This window comes from Mesorhizobium sp. WSM4815 (assembly GCF_055811575.1).
This window is the reverse complement of record NZ_JBVVQS010000102.1, coordinates 776,125-790,478: the sequence shown is the minus strand read 5'-3', so window position 1 is coordinate 790,478 and position 14,354 is coordinate 776,125. Positions and strand designations below refer to the sequence as shown.

At 60.6% G+C, this 14,354-nt stretch carries 11 protein-coding genes, 1 tRNA gene and 1 riboswitch; of the genes, 8 read left to right on the top strand and 4 right to left on the bottom strand.

All coding sequences use genetic code 11. The features are described from left to right. The first annotated feature begins 236 nt into the window (after positions 1–236). The 4 genes from AC0L2B_RS32485 (at position 237) to AC0L2B_RS32470 (ending at position 3,566) form a co-directional block, all read left to right on the top strand. On the top strand, positions 237–2,108 hold the full coding sequence (locus AC0L2B_RS32485; protein ID WP_473748225.1) for an acyltransferase family protein: 1,872 nt from the start codon (positions 237–239) through the stop codon (positions 2,106–2,108). A gap of 89 nt (positions 2,109–2,197) precedes the next feature. Beyond that, positions 2,198–2,271 (top strand) — tRNA-Gly (locus AC0L2B_RS32480). 166 nt (positions 2,272–2,437) lie between these two features. Beyond that, positions 2,438–2,686: a DUF3606 domain-containing protein gene (locus tag AC0L2B_RS32475; protein WP_473490470.1), complete on the top strand. Its 249-nt coding sequence runs from the start codon at positions 2,438–2,440 to the stop codon at positions 2,684–2,686. A 154-nt stretch (positions 2,687–2,840) separates the two neighbouring features. Next, entirely contained in the window at positions 2,841–3,566 is a 726-nt protein-coding gene (locus tag AC0L2B_RS32470) for a Crp/Fnr family transcriptional regulator (RefSeq protein WP_287345642.1), read from the top strand. A gap of 655 nt (positions 3,567–4,221) precedes the next feature. On the opposite strand, the gene AC0L2B_RS32465 is transcribed toward AC0L2B_RS32470, so the two are convergent. Both AC0L2B_RS32465 and AC0L2B_RS32460 read right to left on the bottom strand, forming a co-directional pair. Then, a complete protein-coding gene (locus AC0L2B_RS32465; protein ID WP_473748224.1) occupies positions 4,222–5,226 on the bottom strand; it encodes a L,D-transpeptidase family protein in 1,005 nt (334 codons plus the stop codon). A 158-nt stretch (positions 5,227–5,384) separates the two neighbouring features. Beyond that, the gene (locus tag AC0L2B_RS32460) at positions 5,385–6,374 is read right to left on the bottom strand and encodes a LysR family transcriptional regulator (RefSeq protein ID WP_473748283.1); all 990 of its coding nucleotides are present in this window, start codon (positions 6,372–6,374) and stop codon (positions 5,385–5,387) included. Between the two features lie 335 nt (positions 6,375–6,709). Here AC0L2B_RS32460 and chvE point away from each other — a divergent pair, with 335 nt between their 5' ends. From chvE to araD1, 4 genes are all read left to right on the top strand, one after another. Further along, positions 6,710–7,774, top strand: a complete 1,065-nt coding sequence (chvE, locus tag AC0L2B_RS32455; protein ID WP_023802196.1) for a multiple monosaccharide ABC transporter substrate-binding protein — start codon at positions 6,710–6,712, stop codon at positions 7,772–7,774. Between the two features lie 23 nt (positions 7,775–7,797). Next, positions 7,798–9,405, top strand: coding sequence for a multiple monosaccharide ABC transporter ATP-binding protein (gene mmsA / locus AC0L2B_RS32450; protein ID WP_373420473.1), 1,608 nt, complete (start codon positions 7,798–7,800; stop codon positions 9,403–9,405). Next, positions 9,402–10,694: a multiple monosaccharide ABC transporter permease gene (gene mmsB, locus AC0L2B_RS32445; RefSeq protein ID WP_128169181.1), complete on the top strand. Its 1,293-nt coding sequence runs from the start codon at positions 9,402–9,404 to the stop codon at positions 10,692–10,694. Before mmsA ends, mmsB begins: the two co-directional genes overlap by 4 nt. Positions 10,695–10,974: 280 nt before the next feature. Continuing rightward, a complete protein-coding gene (araD1, locus tag AC0L2B_RS32440; RefSeq protein WP_473627995.1) occupies positions 10,975–11,967 on the top strand; it encodes an AraD1 family protein in 993 nt (330 codons plus the stop codon). Between the two features lie 182 nt (positions 11,968–12,149). Here araD1 and AC0L2B_RS32435 read toward each other — a convergent pair whose 3' ends face one another. Together AC0L2B_RS32435 and AC0L2B_RS32430 are read right to left on the bottom strand one after the other, a co-directional pair. Then, a complete protein-coding gene (locus AC0L2B_RS32435; RefSeq protein ID WP_473748223.1) occupies positions 12,150–12,923 on the bottom strand; it encodes an ABC transporter substrate-binding protein in 774 nt (257 codons plus the stop codon). Between the two features lie 93 nt (positions 12,924–13,016). Next, positions 13,017–14,111 (bottom strand): 2'-deoxycytidine 5'-triphosphate deaminase, encoded by a 1,095-nt coding sequence (locus AC0L2B_RS32430; protein WP_473627991.1) that lies wholly within the window; start codon positions 14,109–14,111, stop codon positions 13,017–13,019. Positions 14,112–14,236: 125 nt separating this feature from the next. Beyond that, positions 14,237–14,314, top strand: a riboswitch (SAM riboswitch). Positions 14,315–14,354: the final 40 nt, after the last annotated feature.

The window sequence follows — 14,354 nt, the reverse complement described above, 5'->3', positions numbered from 1 at the left end:
TTCGGGCACAACTCCAGAAATACGCACTTGGCCGCCCGGCATCAAGGCGATCGCTCAGTTGCTACTCAGTTGCTCTGGGCGGCGCTTTGCCGAATTGTGCTCTTGACACTTATGTTGCAGTGCAGCAAAATTGGGCGACAGAGGGTAACCAGTTGATATCGAACTGCCAGACTCATCGCCCGGTGATGGACGGACTGCGCCGTCTTACCCTGGCTCGCCAACACAGGGCTTCTTGAATGAAGTACAGGCGCGATATCGATGGTCTTCGGGCCGTTGCGGTACTGCCGGTCGTACTCTTCCATTTCGGCATCTCGGCAATTCCAGGCGGTTTTACCGGCGTCGATATCTTCTTCGTCATATCTGGTTACCTGATCACCGGAAGCCTTCTGGACGACCTTGAACGCGGCCAGTTTTCGATCGTCAGCTTCTACTGGCGCCGCGCCCGGCGCATTCTGCCGGCGCTGATCTTTGTCACGCTTCTCACCTGCGTTGCGGCCTTGTTCATTCTTCTGCCGTCGGATCTGCATGAATTCAGTCTCAGCGTCATAGCGGCTTCGACTTTCTGGTCGAACATCTATTTCTGGAAAACGTCAAATTACTTCTCGATCGATGCCGAGCTCCGACCGCTGTTGCATACGTGGTCGCTTTCGGTCGAGGAGCAGTACTATATCTTTGCCCCGATCCTGATGTTCCTGATCTACCGCTTTTTTGCCAAACGCTGGCTGACGATACTCCTGCCGATCATCCTCGGCAGTTTCGTGCTGGCGGTCATGGCGACGTGGCTGGCGCCAAACGCGGGATTCTACCTGCTGCCGACACGGATCTGGGAGCTCATGCTGGGCGCCGTGCTCATGCTGAAACGCCCCCCGCCCCTGAGCAGCCGGTTTCTTATGGAACTGCTCGGGTTGGCCGGATTTGGCCTTCTCGCTATCGGGTTCTTTGCGATCTCGGAGAGCGATCCGTTCCCGGGCTACAACGCCTTGTATCCCTGCGTCGGAACGGTCCTGCTTATCTATGTTGGCCAAAACAGCCCCTCGACGATCGCCAGCCGCATACTAGAAGTCCGGCCGCTGGTCTGGATCGGCCTCATCTCCTATTCGCTGTATCTTGTTCACTGGCCGATCAATGCGTTCGCGCACTATCTCTCACTAGAAGAATTCGACCCGTCGATGACCGTTGCGTTGACGGTAGCAAGCCTCGCGCTGGCTGCGTTTTCCTGGAAGTACGTCGAGCAGCCGTTTCGGCAGAAAAGGAGCTTCACCGCCCCGGCGCCCATCTTCGCCTTTTCAGCGGGCGCAATCGCTGTTCTTTGCCTTGGCGGGGCGGCGGGGGCGCTCGGCAACGGCTTTCCGCAACGCTTTCCAGACTATGTCCAACAGCGGATTCCTGTCGGGGACTGGGGCAATGGCACCTGTTTCAACGAGGGCTTCAGCCGGATCGAAAACTGGAATATCGAGGATTGCACGCGCACACGCGGCTTCCCTACAACCGTTTTGTTGTGGGGTGACTCGTTCGCCGCCCACTATGTTCCTGGCCTGGACGCCAACATAAATCAACTCCGGGCCAATATCGTGGAATACACCTACGCGGGCTGTCCCCCGATTCTCTCCTACTTCTCCTATGGACGCCCGGATTGCATGCGGTTCAATCAGCAAGCCCTGAAGATTATCCAGGACGCTGGCATCAAGACGGTCGTGCTCAGCGGTCGGTGGACCGATTATGAGGCCAGAAGTTTCGACGGTCTCCAGCAAACGATCGATACCGTTCGTGGTCTGGGTGTGCGTGTGTTTGTCATCGGCCAGTCCCCGCAGTTCATAACCGATGTTCGGAAAATCGCGTTCTTCGCAAAGCGCGAAAATCTCGATGATACGTCGTGGCCAATGGCCATGGATCCCGACATCAACAACCGTGTGCGCGCATTTACCAAAGGCGCCACCTTTATCGATCCGCTGAATTTCCTCTGTAGCGCCGGACGCTGCTCTTACGCCGACGCAGGCCAGTTCCTCTATTTCGACTATGGCCATTTTTCTACCATCGGGGCCACTCTGGCCATTTCGAAATACTGGCCGGCCTTTGCCACAGACGATGCCGTTGCCACGACGGAGTAACAGTCGGCCCGCTGGCAAGGCACGAGTGCACACGAGTATACGCATAACGATTGCCCGAATGCCGGCTTGCGTGGTAACGAGGCTGCTGCGCGGGTATGATGTAATGGTAGCTTGTCAGCTTCCCAAGCTGAACGCGCGGGTTCGATTCCCGCTACCCGCTCCAGCTTGCCCAGTCGGGCCGGCCGGCGCCGCACCTCACAGGACCACATGATCAGGTGAGCGGCAAACATCAGCCGGATAGAACATAACGTGATTCTAATAAGAGGCGGCAACAAAAGATGCCGATCCGCGTTGCGTTTGATCTGAAGGCCAGCCAGGGAGGAACCAAAATGGCCGACGACAAGGGCAATAGAGGTTCTGGCGACGGAAACCGCGTCGCGCGCGACCAAGACTATGAATTCCGCTATTTCGCTACCAAGTTCGGCCTCTCAATACCGCAGATCCGCGAGCTTTTTGGCAAGCACGGCAATGATCGCGAGACCCTGTATCGGGAGGCTCGGAAGCTCGGAAACGCCGTGACCACACAAGAACGGATCTCGAACGACGACCGAACTTTTCACAACCAGAGCCGCCCATGACCGGCAAGCGACATAGCGAAGAAGTCGAACATGAGAGCGACCTTTTCTGTCTGTGTCCGACAGGCGGCCAAGTCGTAGATGCTCGGGACCTGCGGCATGTCAATTGGCACGAGCCGCTGGAACTCGATGCCTGATCTGCTCAAAAGGCACCGCGATGTTCGGCAAAGACCTCCTGGTTCACATGCTCGACCGCCGCGACACCCTGCCGCCAGACGAGATCGCGCTCATTGAGGCTCTTCCGGTTCGGCCGGTAACTTTCGGACCCGATGAGGAGATCGTCAGGGAGGGATCCCGACCCACCGAAAGCTGCCTTGTCGCGAATGGGTTCGCAGTTCGAAACCAGGCTATTCGGGAAGGAAAGCGTCAAATAACGGCAATTCACGTGCCGGGTGACTTTGTCGATCTGCATAGTTTACTGCTAAAAGTGATGGACCACAGCGTGAGCGCGCTGGGTTCGTGCGATGTAGTTTTCATTCGACACAAAGACCTGCTTACAGCAATGGGTGGAAGTCCACATCTCACCCGGATGCTCTGGCTTTCGACGACTATCGACGCCTCGATCCAAAGGACCTGGATAACCTGCCTCGGGCGTCGCTCCGCCAAACAGCATCTCGCACATATAATTTGCGAGTTGTATGTCCGATTAGAGATAGTCGGATTGGCCTCTGACCAGAAGTTCGCTATTCCACTGACGCAAGCGGAAATGGGGGACGTGCTTGGTCTATCTGTAGTTCACGTGAATCGGACACTGCAGGAGCTTCGAGCGAAGGACCTGGTTATCTGGAAAGACCGGAGGATTGTTATCCTTGATTTCCAGCGATTGGCCTTACTGGCCGACTTTGATACGACTTACCTAAATCTCTTCCATGAGCCACGGTGACCGCCCTCGGCCAAGACGCGTCGGCGCACTGATGCGGCATCAAGATTTCTCGTCAAATAAACAATGTGAATGAGCCCTCGCTCCGGATCGATTACGGCTGGATTCAATTGGCACAGTTGACGTCAAAGAAGGATTGCACATGCGTGAGCTCGAAAATCTCATCGAACAGTATGTAAATAGTCGGAGGCGGCGCCATAGTTTCATATCGACGGGGCTCGCCGTTAAGGCGCTCAAACAGATCGTACCGGCATGTTCGGTCTCAGATTCCGACCTGGCGAACATGATTGCCAATCGTGCAATAGACTACAACCTTCCGGTGAGCTTTGACCTTAATGAGAGCTAGGCGTGGCACGTCATTATGCAGTCCGACCATGAGCCTTCCGAGGCCTACGAAACGGTCAAGGAAGAGGCCGACCGGCAAGGCTCGGGTGGAGATGCCGGCACCCTAGCAGGCAAGGTCGGCAAAGTTGTGGAATCGACCGCAAACAGAACTGAGGAAGCCATTCGCGATCGTTTGCCGGGGTCGTCGGACGGGTCTTCAGCCACCTCGTAGCTCGCCACCGGCCTGAAGGCCAGGTCCATAGGACGTCATCCGGCATCGTCTCCGGCGCGCGCCCGGGCCTTGCGAGAGCATCCGGCTGGCCAGTCCGCTTTGCTACGGGGCAAGCTCGTCGACGGCGCGGGCGATCTCGTCCTTGAACTCGACTTTCGTGCCCGGCTGCACGATGGAGCCGAGATCTTCGACATCCCAGTTGGTCAATCGGATGCAGCCATGCGAGAAGGTTGTGCCGATCTTGCCAGGTTCGGGCGAGCCGTGGATGCCGTAGCTTTCGATGGAGAGATCGATCCACACCGATCCCACGGGATTGTTCGGCCCGGCGGCGATGGTGAAGGGACGCTTGGTCTTGACTCCCTTAAAGGCAAAATCCGGATCGTAGTGATAGGTCGGATTGCGCACCACGCGCTTGACCTGCGCCGTGCCGCTTGGTGCCGGCTTTTCATCGCTGCCGATCGAGGCGGGGTAGACTGCGAGCCATTTGCCGGAAGCATCGAGCACGCGCACCAGGCGAGCGCCCTTGTCGACCTCAATGCCGGCAACGGCCGCGGGAGGATCGCCGCGGCCAACATCAGGCACGATCAAGGTCTTGCCGGGCTTCCTGAAGCCGGCGCCCGGATTGAGCATCCTGAGCAACTTTTCGCTGACATGGAAGCGCTCCGCCAGCCTCTCCAACGCGTTGCGATAGGCGAGCCGCCGCAGACGGGCCATCCTCTCCATGCGAGCCGGAATACGCCTGGTGAAAGGTCCGCGCAAATCCTTGCGCGTCACCTCATGGGTGACCAGCACCGGGTCGGCGGAGGTCGCCGTGAGCTTGCGCCAGGTCTCCGCAGTGAGCTTGCCATCGGATCGGAGTCCGTTCGCCTGCTGAAAGGCGGCGAGTGCCTTGGCGAAGTTCTCTGAGAGGCGACCGTCGATCAGCCCCGGCGAGAAGCGGGCGCGATCCAAAAGAATCTGCGCCTTGAGCACCGTCGGATCGACCTCCTTCGGTTCGCCAGCGCTGAATTGGGCCTGATTGACGGTCGCCAGGTCCAGCGTGGCCGAACGCGCCCCGCCGCACGCGACGGCAAGCATCGCGGCGAAGACGAGGAGAAGCCTGATCATCGATAGCTCCCTGGGCCCTGCAACAGGAGCCCGCTTCTATGACGCGGCACGGCCCGGTGTGGTTCCTTCGCTCGAGCGATATTCTGATTGAAGCGACCCGGGATTGAAGCGACATGGCCGAAGAGTGGATTGGCAATGGATCGCTTGATTTAACGCCGTCAGCCCACCTCGCGCAAAATGAAGTCGTGCAGCATCTTGGCCGCCGGCGAAAGCACGCGATTTTTTACGGTGATCAGACTGTATGGCCTGACCTCGATGTCGAATTCGGTCTGGACGACGTCGATGGCGCCGGCCAGCCCCTCGGGGTTCTGGATGAACTTCGCCACCTGGATCGACACCGGCGCGATGGCGTCCGACTGCGCGACCATGACCAGGGTGAGCAGCAGCGAGCTGGTGTTGAGGATGCGGTCCGGCAGCGCGATGTTGCGGTTCAGGAAATTGCTCTCCATCGCCTGGCGCAGCGGCGAGCCGCCCGACTGGAAAACCCAGTCATAGGCGGCGGTCTCCTCCAGCCGCACCGCCTTGCCCTTGGCCAGCGGGTGGCCGCGGCGCACGATGAGGCAGGCTTTCTCGACGCCGATGACGCGGGCCTCGAACAGCCGCGGATTGAGGTCCTCGGGGATGCGCGCGATGATGAAATCGTGACGTGTGGCGATCAGTTCGCGCGCCAGCACATTGGAGGTCTCGACCTGCATGGTGATCTCGATACGCGGATAGATGCGCCGGATCTCGCGGATCGCCGGCACGGCGAGCTCGATTGCAGGGGCCGTCACCGCGCCCAGGAACACCGAGCCGCCCTTGCCTGCCTTGAGCTCGGATATCTCGCGGTCGACTTCGCGCATCTCGAGCAGGATCGAACGCGCGCGCCTCGCCAACGCCTTGCCATAGGGCGTCAGCGTGATGCCGCGCGGCAGCCTCTCGCACAGCTTGACGTCGAGCACCGCCTCCATCTCGGCGATCATGCGCGAGGCGGCGGGCTGGGAGATGTTCATGACCTGGGCTGCCGCGCTGACCCGGCCATGTTCGTCGAGGGCTGCGATCATGCGCATGTGGCGCAGACTGAGGCCGCTGCGCAGCAAGGTCTCACTCCTGCCGGGACGTTCCCCATAACCCTCTGAAAGTCCGCCAGAATCCCGTAGCGCCGCCATGATGTCTGTTTGCTCCTCGCTGGTGGCCGGCCGGCAATCCCGGCCCGATCTTTTGGCCACTTTCAATTCTTTTGGCCACTTTCAGTATACCAGTTTGGGTATAGCAACTACCAAAGATCGCATTTGACAGTTATGGCAAAGCGCCACACCTTTGCGCGTCCTGAAACCTGACCGTCGCCAGCGAGAAAAATCGCATCGACCGGAACCAGAGTCTCAGGGCCGATTGGGAGGATACCGGAGATCGATATGGCGGCAGCGGCGCGTTTTGGCGCTCCTGCACGATCGCGCGGCCCACGAAACCCAGGGTGCGCGTCCATCAACCAGGGAGAGTTAATGTGAAGATCATCAAGACACTGGCCGCCGTCGCGGCCCTTAGCATCGCGGCCATGACGGTCCCGGCGCAGGCAGGCGAAGGCCTCATCGGCGTGCTGATGCCGACCAAGACCTCGCAGCGCTGGATCAACGACGGCGACGCCGTCAAGTCCCAGCTCGAGGCTCTGGGCTACACTGTCGACCTGCAATATGCGCAGGACGATATCCCCAATCAGCTCAGCCAGCTCGAAAACGAAATCACCAAGGGCCCAAAGGCGCTGATCATCGCCTCGATCGACGGCACCACCTTGTCGGACGCGCTGCAGAAGGCGGCTGACGCCGGCGTCGTCGTCGTCGCCTATGACCGGCTGATCAAGAAAACCCCGAATGTCGACTACTACACCACGTTCGACAATTTCGGCGTCGGCGTCATCCAGGCGAAATCGCTGCTCAAGGGCCTCGGCTATCCCGAGAACAAGGGGCCGTTCAACGTCGAACTGTTCGGCGGCTCGCCTGACGACAACAACGCCTTCTTCTTCTACGACGGCGCCATGTCCGTTCTGCAGCCGCTGATCGACGACAAGACCCTCGTCGTGAAGTCCGGCCAGATGGGCATGGACAAGGTCGGCACGCTCCGCTGGCTGGCAGCCACCGCCCAGGCCCGCATGGACAATCTGCTCTCCGCCCACTACTCGGATGGCAGCCGCGTCGATGGCGTGCTCTCGCCATATGACGGCCTGTCGCGCGGCATCATCGCCTCGCTGCGCGCCGTTGGTTACGGCACGGCCGATCAGCCATGGCCAATCGTCACCGGCCAGGACGCCGAAACCGCTTCGGTCAAGGCGATCATCGCCGGCGAGCAGTACTCGACCGTGTTCAAGGACACCCGCGAACTCGCCAAGGCGACGGTCGAGCTCGTCGACAAGGTGCTCTCGGGCGGCAAGCCGGAGGGCCTCGACACCAAGACCTACAACAACGACGTCAAGGTCGTCCCCTCGATCCTGCTGACGCCGCATGATGTCGACAAGTCGAACTACCAGGCCCTGGTGGTCGATTCCGGCTACATCAAGGCCGAAGAGCTGAAGTAACCGCAGACGTAAAACCCGGGGTCCTGCGCAACGCAGGGCCCCGCTTCGCCAGTGAACGACCCGGTATGTTTCCGGACCTCGCAGGAGTGGTATTCCCGATGGCCCAGACGATTTTGGAGATGCGTGACATCACCAAGACGTTTCCCGGCGTCAAGGCGCTTTCGAATGTCAACCTCAGCGTCGAGGAAGGCGAGATCCACGCCGTTGTCGGCGAGAACGGCGCCGGCAAGTCGACTCTGATGAAGGTGCTGTCGGGCGTCTATCCAGCCGGCACCTATGATGGCGAAATCGTCTATCGCGGCGATGAGTGCCATTTCAAAGGCATCCACGACAGCGAGCGCCGCGGCATCGTCATCATCCACCAGGAACTCGCGCTGGTGCCGATGCTGTCGATCGCCGAAAACATCTTCCTCGGCAACGAACACGCCAGCTACGGCATCATCGACTGGAATTCCAACGAGACGCGCACCAGCGCTCTGCTCAAGAAGGTGGGCCTCAAGGAAGACCCCAAGACGCTGATTACCAATATCGGCGTCGGCAAGCAGCAACTGGTCGAGATCGCCAAAGCGCTCAGCAAGGAAGTGCAGTTGCTGATCCTCGACGAGCCGACGGCGAGCCTGTCCGAAAAGGACAGCCAGGCGCTGCTCGACCTGCTGCTCGAATTCAAGCGGCAGGGCATCACCTCGATCCTGATCTCGCACAAGCTCAACGAAATCAACCGGGTCGCCGACAAGGTCACGATCATCCGCGACGGGCGGACGATCGAGACGCTGCCCAAGAAGGACATCTCGGAAGACCGCATCATCACCTCGATGGTCGGCCGCTCGCTGGACGACCGCTATCCGTCGCGCGAGCCTGACATCGGTGAGGTCGTGCTCCAGGTGAAGAACTGGTCGGTCTATCATCCGATCCATGCCGAGCGGCAAGTGATCAAGGGTATCGATATCGACGTCCGCAAGGGCGAGGTGGTAGGTATCGCCGGGCTGATGGGCGCCGGACGCACCGAATTCGCGATGAGCCTGTTCGGCCGCTCCTATGGCCGCCGCATCACCGGCGAGGTGCTGCTTAAGGGCAAGCCCATCGATGTCTCCTCTGTCAGCAAGGCAGTCGAACACGGCATTGCTTACGTCACCGAAGACCGCAAGACCTACGGTCTCAATCTGATCGATCATATCAAGCACAACATCACGCTGGCCAATCTTCCCGGCGTGTCGCGCCACAGCGTGATCGACGACATGCGCGAGCTCGCCGTCGCCAACGACTACAAGGCCAAGACCAACATCCGCTCGTCCAGCGTTTATCAGATGACCGGCAATCTATCGGGCGGCAATCAACAGAAGGTGGTGCTGTCGAAATGGCTGTTCGCCAATCCGGAGGTGCTGATCCTCGACGAGCCGACGCGCGGCATCGACGTTGGCGCCAAGTATGAAATCTACACGATCATCGCGCGGCTCGCCTCGGAGGGTAAGGCGATCATCGTCATCTCGTCCGAGATGCCCGAACTGCTCGGCATCACCGACCGTATCTATGTCATGAACGAAGGACGTATCGTCGGCGAAATGGCGGCGAGTGATGCCAGCCAGGAAAAGATCATGCGCGCCATCGTTCGCGGAGAAGGAAAAGCATCATGAGCACCGAAAGCGGTCCCGTCCCGAAAAGCGGCGTCGCCGAAGATGTGCAGCAAGGGCCGCGCATCGCTGTCTCGGCGCTGGTCACCAACCTGCGCGAATACGGCCTGATCCTGGCGCTTATCGCCATCATGGTGTTCTTCCAGTACACGACGTCCGGAACGCTGTTCAAGCCGGTGAACTTGAGCAACCTGGTGCAGCAGAACAGCTTCATCATCGTGATGGCGCTGGGCATGCTTCTGGTGATCGTCTCCGGCCATATCGATCTCAGCGTCGGCTCCGTCGCCGGTTTCATCGGCGCGCTGGCGGCGATGATGATGGTCATCTGGCCTCTCGGCCCTTTCAGCAATCCGCTGGTGGTGTCGATCATCTGCCTGATCGTCGGGGGTGCAATCGGCGCGGCACAAGGCTACTGGATTGCCTATCACCGAATACCGAGCTTCATCGTCACGCTGGCGGGGATGCTGATCTTCCGCGGCATCTGCCAGGCGCTGCTGGGTGGGGGGTCTTCCGTGGGGCCGCTTCCGGTCGGCTTCAAGGCGCTCAGTTCCGGCTTCATTCCCGACGTGATCGGCTCATTGACGCTGATACCGCCGGTGGTGAACGCCGCCGGCAAGACAATCGTCGGCAGCGGCCTGACGCTGCACATGACGACGATCGTGCTCGGCATCGTCGCCGTGGTCGCCTATGCTTATTTCGGGCTCAGGGCACGGCGCAGCCGCGAGCGGCATGGCTACGAAGCCGAGCCCTTCTCGCTGTTCGTCGTCAAGACCTTGGTGACCAGCGCCCTGGCGCTGTTCCTGGTCTACCAATTCGCCACCTACAGGGGTCTGCCAATCGTTCTCGTGGTGATGGGCGTGCTGATCGCGCTGTTCGTGTTCGTCACCAAACGCATGACGGTCGGCCGCCGCATCTACGCAATGGGCGGCAATGCCAAGGCGGCGCAGCTATCGGGTATCAAGACCGAGCGGCTGACCCTGATGGTGTTCATCAATATGGGCGTGCTCTCGGCGCTCGGCGGGCTGATTATTGCGGCGCGCCTTGGCCAGGCGGTGCCGGCGGCCGGCCTCGGCAGCGAGCTCGACGTCATCGCCGCCGTGTTCATCGGCGGCGCTTCGGCGATGGGCGGCGTCGGTCAGGTTGTTGGCGCGGTGGTCGGCGGTTTCATCATGGGCGTCATGAACAACGGCATGTCGATCATGGGCGTCAATGTCGATTGGCAGCAGGTGGTCAAAGGCCTGGTGCTGCTCGGCGCCGTGGTCTTCGACGTCTACAACAAGAACAAGGCTTGAGGGAACTCATGCATGTCGCCAAACGTGTGCAGCGTGTTGGGACAACGGCATGCATGAAAGCAAGGATTAAAGTGGGCCGCTTTTCAAAGGCGGCGCGCTTTTAGGAGGCACGGGTCACATCGCGGCGCTGCCGGGCGGCGCAAGGAAGTCCCCCAGGGGACCGGGCCCGCGAGCAATCCGGACGAAGAATTTCACCCGTGGCGCGGACACCGTCCGAGCTGCGCCAGGAAAAGCTTGCCAGACCGGCAGGCCGGCCAAGGCAATTGAGAGAGGGTACGTCATGCTGATTTCCCAGATCCTCGACGAGGCGGAGACCATCCGCGTCGTCGCCCGCAACGGCGGCAAGACCAGAATCATCAACGGCGCCCGCAGCGTCTATTCGCTGGCAATGGAGGCCGCGCGCACTGGCACCGGGCTCGTCGCCCTCATCGAGCGCAAGGGTTTTGGTGAAGCGGTCGACCTCGATGCCGCCTACAAGAAGGGGCGGCTGCTGTCGCCGATCAACCATCCCGACCCGGCGCATCTCCACCTCACCGGCACCGGGCTGACACATCTCGGCTCCGCCGCGACCCGCGATTCCATGCACAAGAAGCTCAGCAGCGACGGCGAGAAGCAGCTCACCGATTCCATGAAGATGTTCCGCATGGGGCTGGAGGGCGGCAAGCCGGCCAAGGGCCAGACCGGCGTGCAGCCGGAATGGTTCTACAAGGGCAACGGCACCATGGCAGTGGCGCCCGGTGCGGCACTTCTGTCGCCCGCCTTCGCCGAGGATGCCGGCGAAGAGCCGGAAGTCGCCGGCATCTATATCATCGGCGACGACGGCGTCCCGTTCCGCGTCGGCTTCACGCTGTCAAATGAGTTTTCCGATCACGTCACCGAGCGCGTGAACTATCTTTTCCTCGCGCATTCCAAGCTGCGCAACGCTTCGTTCGGGCCGGAAATCCTGATCGGCGAGCTGCCGTCCGACGTCAGGGGTTCATCGCGCATCCTCCGCGACGGCCAGGTGCTGTGGGAAAAGCCTTTCCTGTCGGGCGAGGCGAACATGTCACACACCATCGCCAATCTCGAACATCACCACTTCAAATATTCGGCCTTCCGCCAGCCGGGCGACGTGCATGTGCACATGTTCGGCACCGCGACACTGTCCTTCGCCGACGGCGTCAGGACCGAGGCCGGCGACGTCTTCGAGATCGAGGCCAAGGATTTTGGCCTGCCGCTGCGCAACCCGCTTGAAATCGAGCAGCCGGTGAAGGTGGCGGTCAAGGCGCTTTAGGCGCCAACCTTCTCCTTCTACCCTTGTGGGAGAAGGTGGATCGGCGCGCAGCGCCGAGACGGATGAGGGGTGCTGGAAGGAATGAGACGTTGGTGTTCCCTGGAACACCCCTCATCCGACCGAGCTTCGCTCGGCCACCTTCTCCCACAAGGGGAGAAGGAAGAACGCGCAGCTTCAGCGCCTCAATAAATATCGAAGTCGAAATATTTGGCCTGGATCTTCTTGTAGGTGCCGTCTGCGACGATCGCGTCGATTGCGGCGTTGAGCTTTTCGCGCAGCGCATTGTCTTCCTGGCGCACGGCGATACCGGCTTCGGTCTCCGTGCCCTTGACGTCGCCGACCATCTTGCAGCAGTCGTCGCTCGACTTCTTCATCCAGTCCATCAGCACGAATTTGTCTGAAAGGACGGCATCGAGACGGCCGTTCATCAGGTCGGCGACCGCCTCCTCCTGGGTTGGATAGAGCTTCGCCTCGGCGCCGGCCTTGCCATAGACATCCTGGGCATAGTCGGCCTGGGTGGTCGAAGCCTGGGCGCCGACTGTCTTGCCGGCGAGTGCCGCCGGTTCGGTCGAGGCAATATCGCTGTCCTTCAAGGCCACCAGCGAAAGCGGCGTCGTATAGTATTTGTTGGTGAAGGAGACCTGCTTCTTGCGCTCCTCGGTAATGCTCATGGACGCGATGATGGCGTCGAACTTTTTGGCCTGGAGCGCCGGGATCATGCCGTCCCAGTCCTGCGTGACAAGTTCGCATTCGACCTTCATCTGAGCGCAAAGCGCTTTGGTGATGTCGATGTCGAAGCCGACGAGCTTGCCATCCGCGGTGATGGTGTTGAACGGCGGATAGGCGCCTTCAGTGGCGATCTTCAACTTTTCCTGTGCTTGCGCCGACAGCGACCCGGCTGACATCGCCAGCATGACGGCTGTTGCTGCCGATGCGATCCATCTTGAAATCTGCATTTTCTGTTCCCCTTGTTCCAACCGTATTGACGGCTAAGACAGCCAAGCACGACCCGTAAGGTCAGGCAAGCATGGTCTGATCATAGCGGGCGATCAGCGCGCGGCGCGAAAATGCTTGGACAGTTTCAGGCCCTGCGCCTGATAGTTCGAGCCGAGATCTGTGCCGTAGAGCGCCTGCGGCCGCTTCAGCATGTGCTCGTAGACCAGCCGTCCGACGATCTGGCCGTGATCGAGGATGAACGGCACTTCGTGGCTGCGCACTTCGAGCACGGCCCGGCTGCCGGTGCCGCCCGAGGCCGAATGGCCGAAACCCGGATCGAAGAAACCGGCATAGTGGACGCGGAATTCGCCGACCAGCGGATCGAAGGGCGTCATCTCGGCGGCATAGAGCGGCGGCACATGCACCGCTTCCTGGCTGACGAGGATATAAAATTCGTCCGGGTCGAGCACCAGTTCGCCGGCACCGCTCTTGTAGAGCGGGTCCCAGAAATCGACGACATCCTGCGCGGCGCGCTTGTCGACATCGACCAGGCCGGTGTGGTGCTTGCCGCGGTAGCCGACCAGCCCGTCCTTGTCACCATCGAGGTCGATCGACAGTGCGATGCCGCCGCCGGAAATGTTCGGCGGCTCGGTGGCGACGAGCGTCTCGGCACGGTGCAATTCGTGCAGCTCGCTTTCCGACAAAAGCGCGTTGCCGGTGCGGAACCGGATCTGCGACAGCCGCGAGCCGGTGCGGACGACGATCGGAAAGGTGCGCGGGCTGACTTCGAGATAGAGCGGGCCGTTGTAGCCGGCAGCGATCTTGTCGAACTCGTGGCCGCGATCGGTCATCACGCGGGTGAAGATGTCGAGCCGCCCGGTCGAGCTTTTTGGGTTGGCCGAGGCGGAAATGTTTGCCGGAAGCGCCAGGCTCTCGAGCAGCGGCACGATATAGACGCAGCCCGTCTCCAGCACCGCACCATCGGTGAGATTGATTTCGTGCAGCTTCAGGCGGTCGAGTTTTTCAGCAACCCTGTGGTTGGGGCCGGGCAGGAAGGAGGCGCGCACCCGCCAGGCCTTGTCGCCAAGCCTGAGGTCCAGGCTGGCCGGCTGGACCTGGTCGGCGTCGAGCGCGCGCGGCGACTTCAGCGCGCCCGACTGGTACAGCGCGGAAATATCCTGATCCGGAAGAATGCCTGTCTGCCGCAAAGTCTGGCTCCGCTCGAAGGCCGGGCGTGGTCTCGTCTTGTCGCAGGTTCTTGCCGTGGAACCCGCTGGTACAAACCTCTTAATCATGCCGGCAATTGACGCAAGCGCGGTGCAGGTCTAAAGGATCGTTATCCCGTGGTGATTTGGCCGGTCGGCTTGCAGCCACGTTAAACAAGTCGCTAAAGGACCGTCGGGCCGAAAGGCCGTACGACCGGTTGCGACTTTCGCGGCCGGTTTTTTTGT

Coding starts and splice junctions, on each gene's coding strand:
- AC0L2B_RS32485 (WP_473748225.1), top strand. CDS start 237: ATGAAGTACAGGCGCGATATCGATGGTCTTCGGGCCGTTGCGGTACTG.
- AC0L2B_RS32465 (WP_473748224.1), bottom strand. CDS start 5,226: ATGATCAGGCTTCTCCTCGTCTTCGCCGCGATGCTTGCCGTCGCGTGC.
- araD1 (WP_473627995.1), top strand. CDS start 10,975: ATGCTGATTTCCCAGATCCTCGACGAGGCGGAGACCATCCGCGTCGTC.
- AC0L2B_RS32475 (WP_473490470.1), top strand. CDS start 2,438: ATGGCCGACGACAAGGGCAATAGAGGTTCTGGCGACGGAAACCGCGTC.
- mmsB (WP_128169181.1), top strand. CDS start 9,402: ATGAGCACCGAAAGCGGTCCCGTCCCGAAAAGCGGCGTCGCCGAAGAT.
- AC0L2B_RS32470 (WP_287345642.1), top strand. CDS start 2,841: ATGTTCGGCAAAGACCTCCTGGTTCACATGCTCGACCGCCGCGACACC.
- AC0L2B_RS32460 (WP_473748283.1), bottom strand. CDS start 6,374: ATGGCGGCGCTACGGGATTCTGGCGGACTTTCAGAGGGTTATGGGGAA.
- AC0L2B_RS32435 (WP_473748223.1), bottom strand. CDS start 12,923: ATGCAGATTTCAAGATGGATCGCATCGGCAGCAACAGCCGTCATGCTG.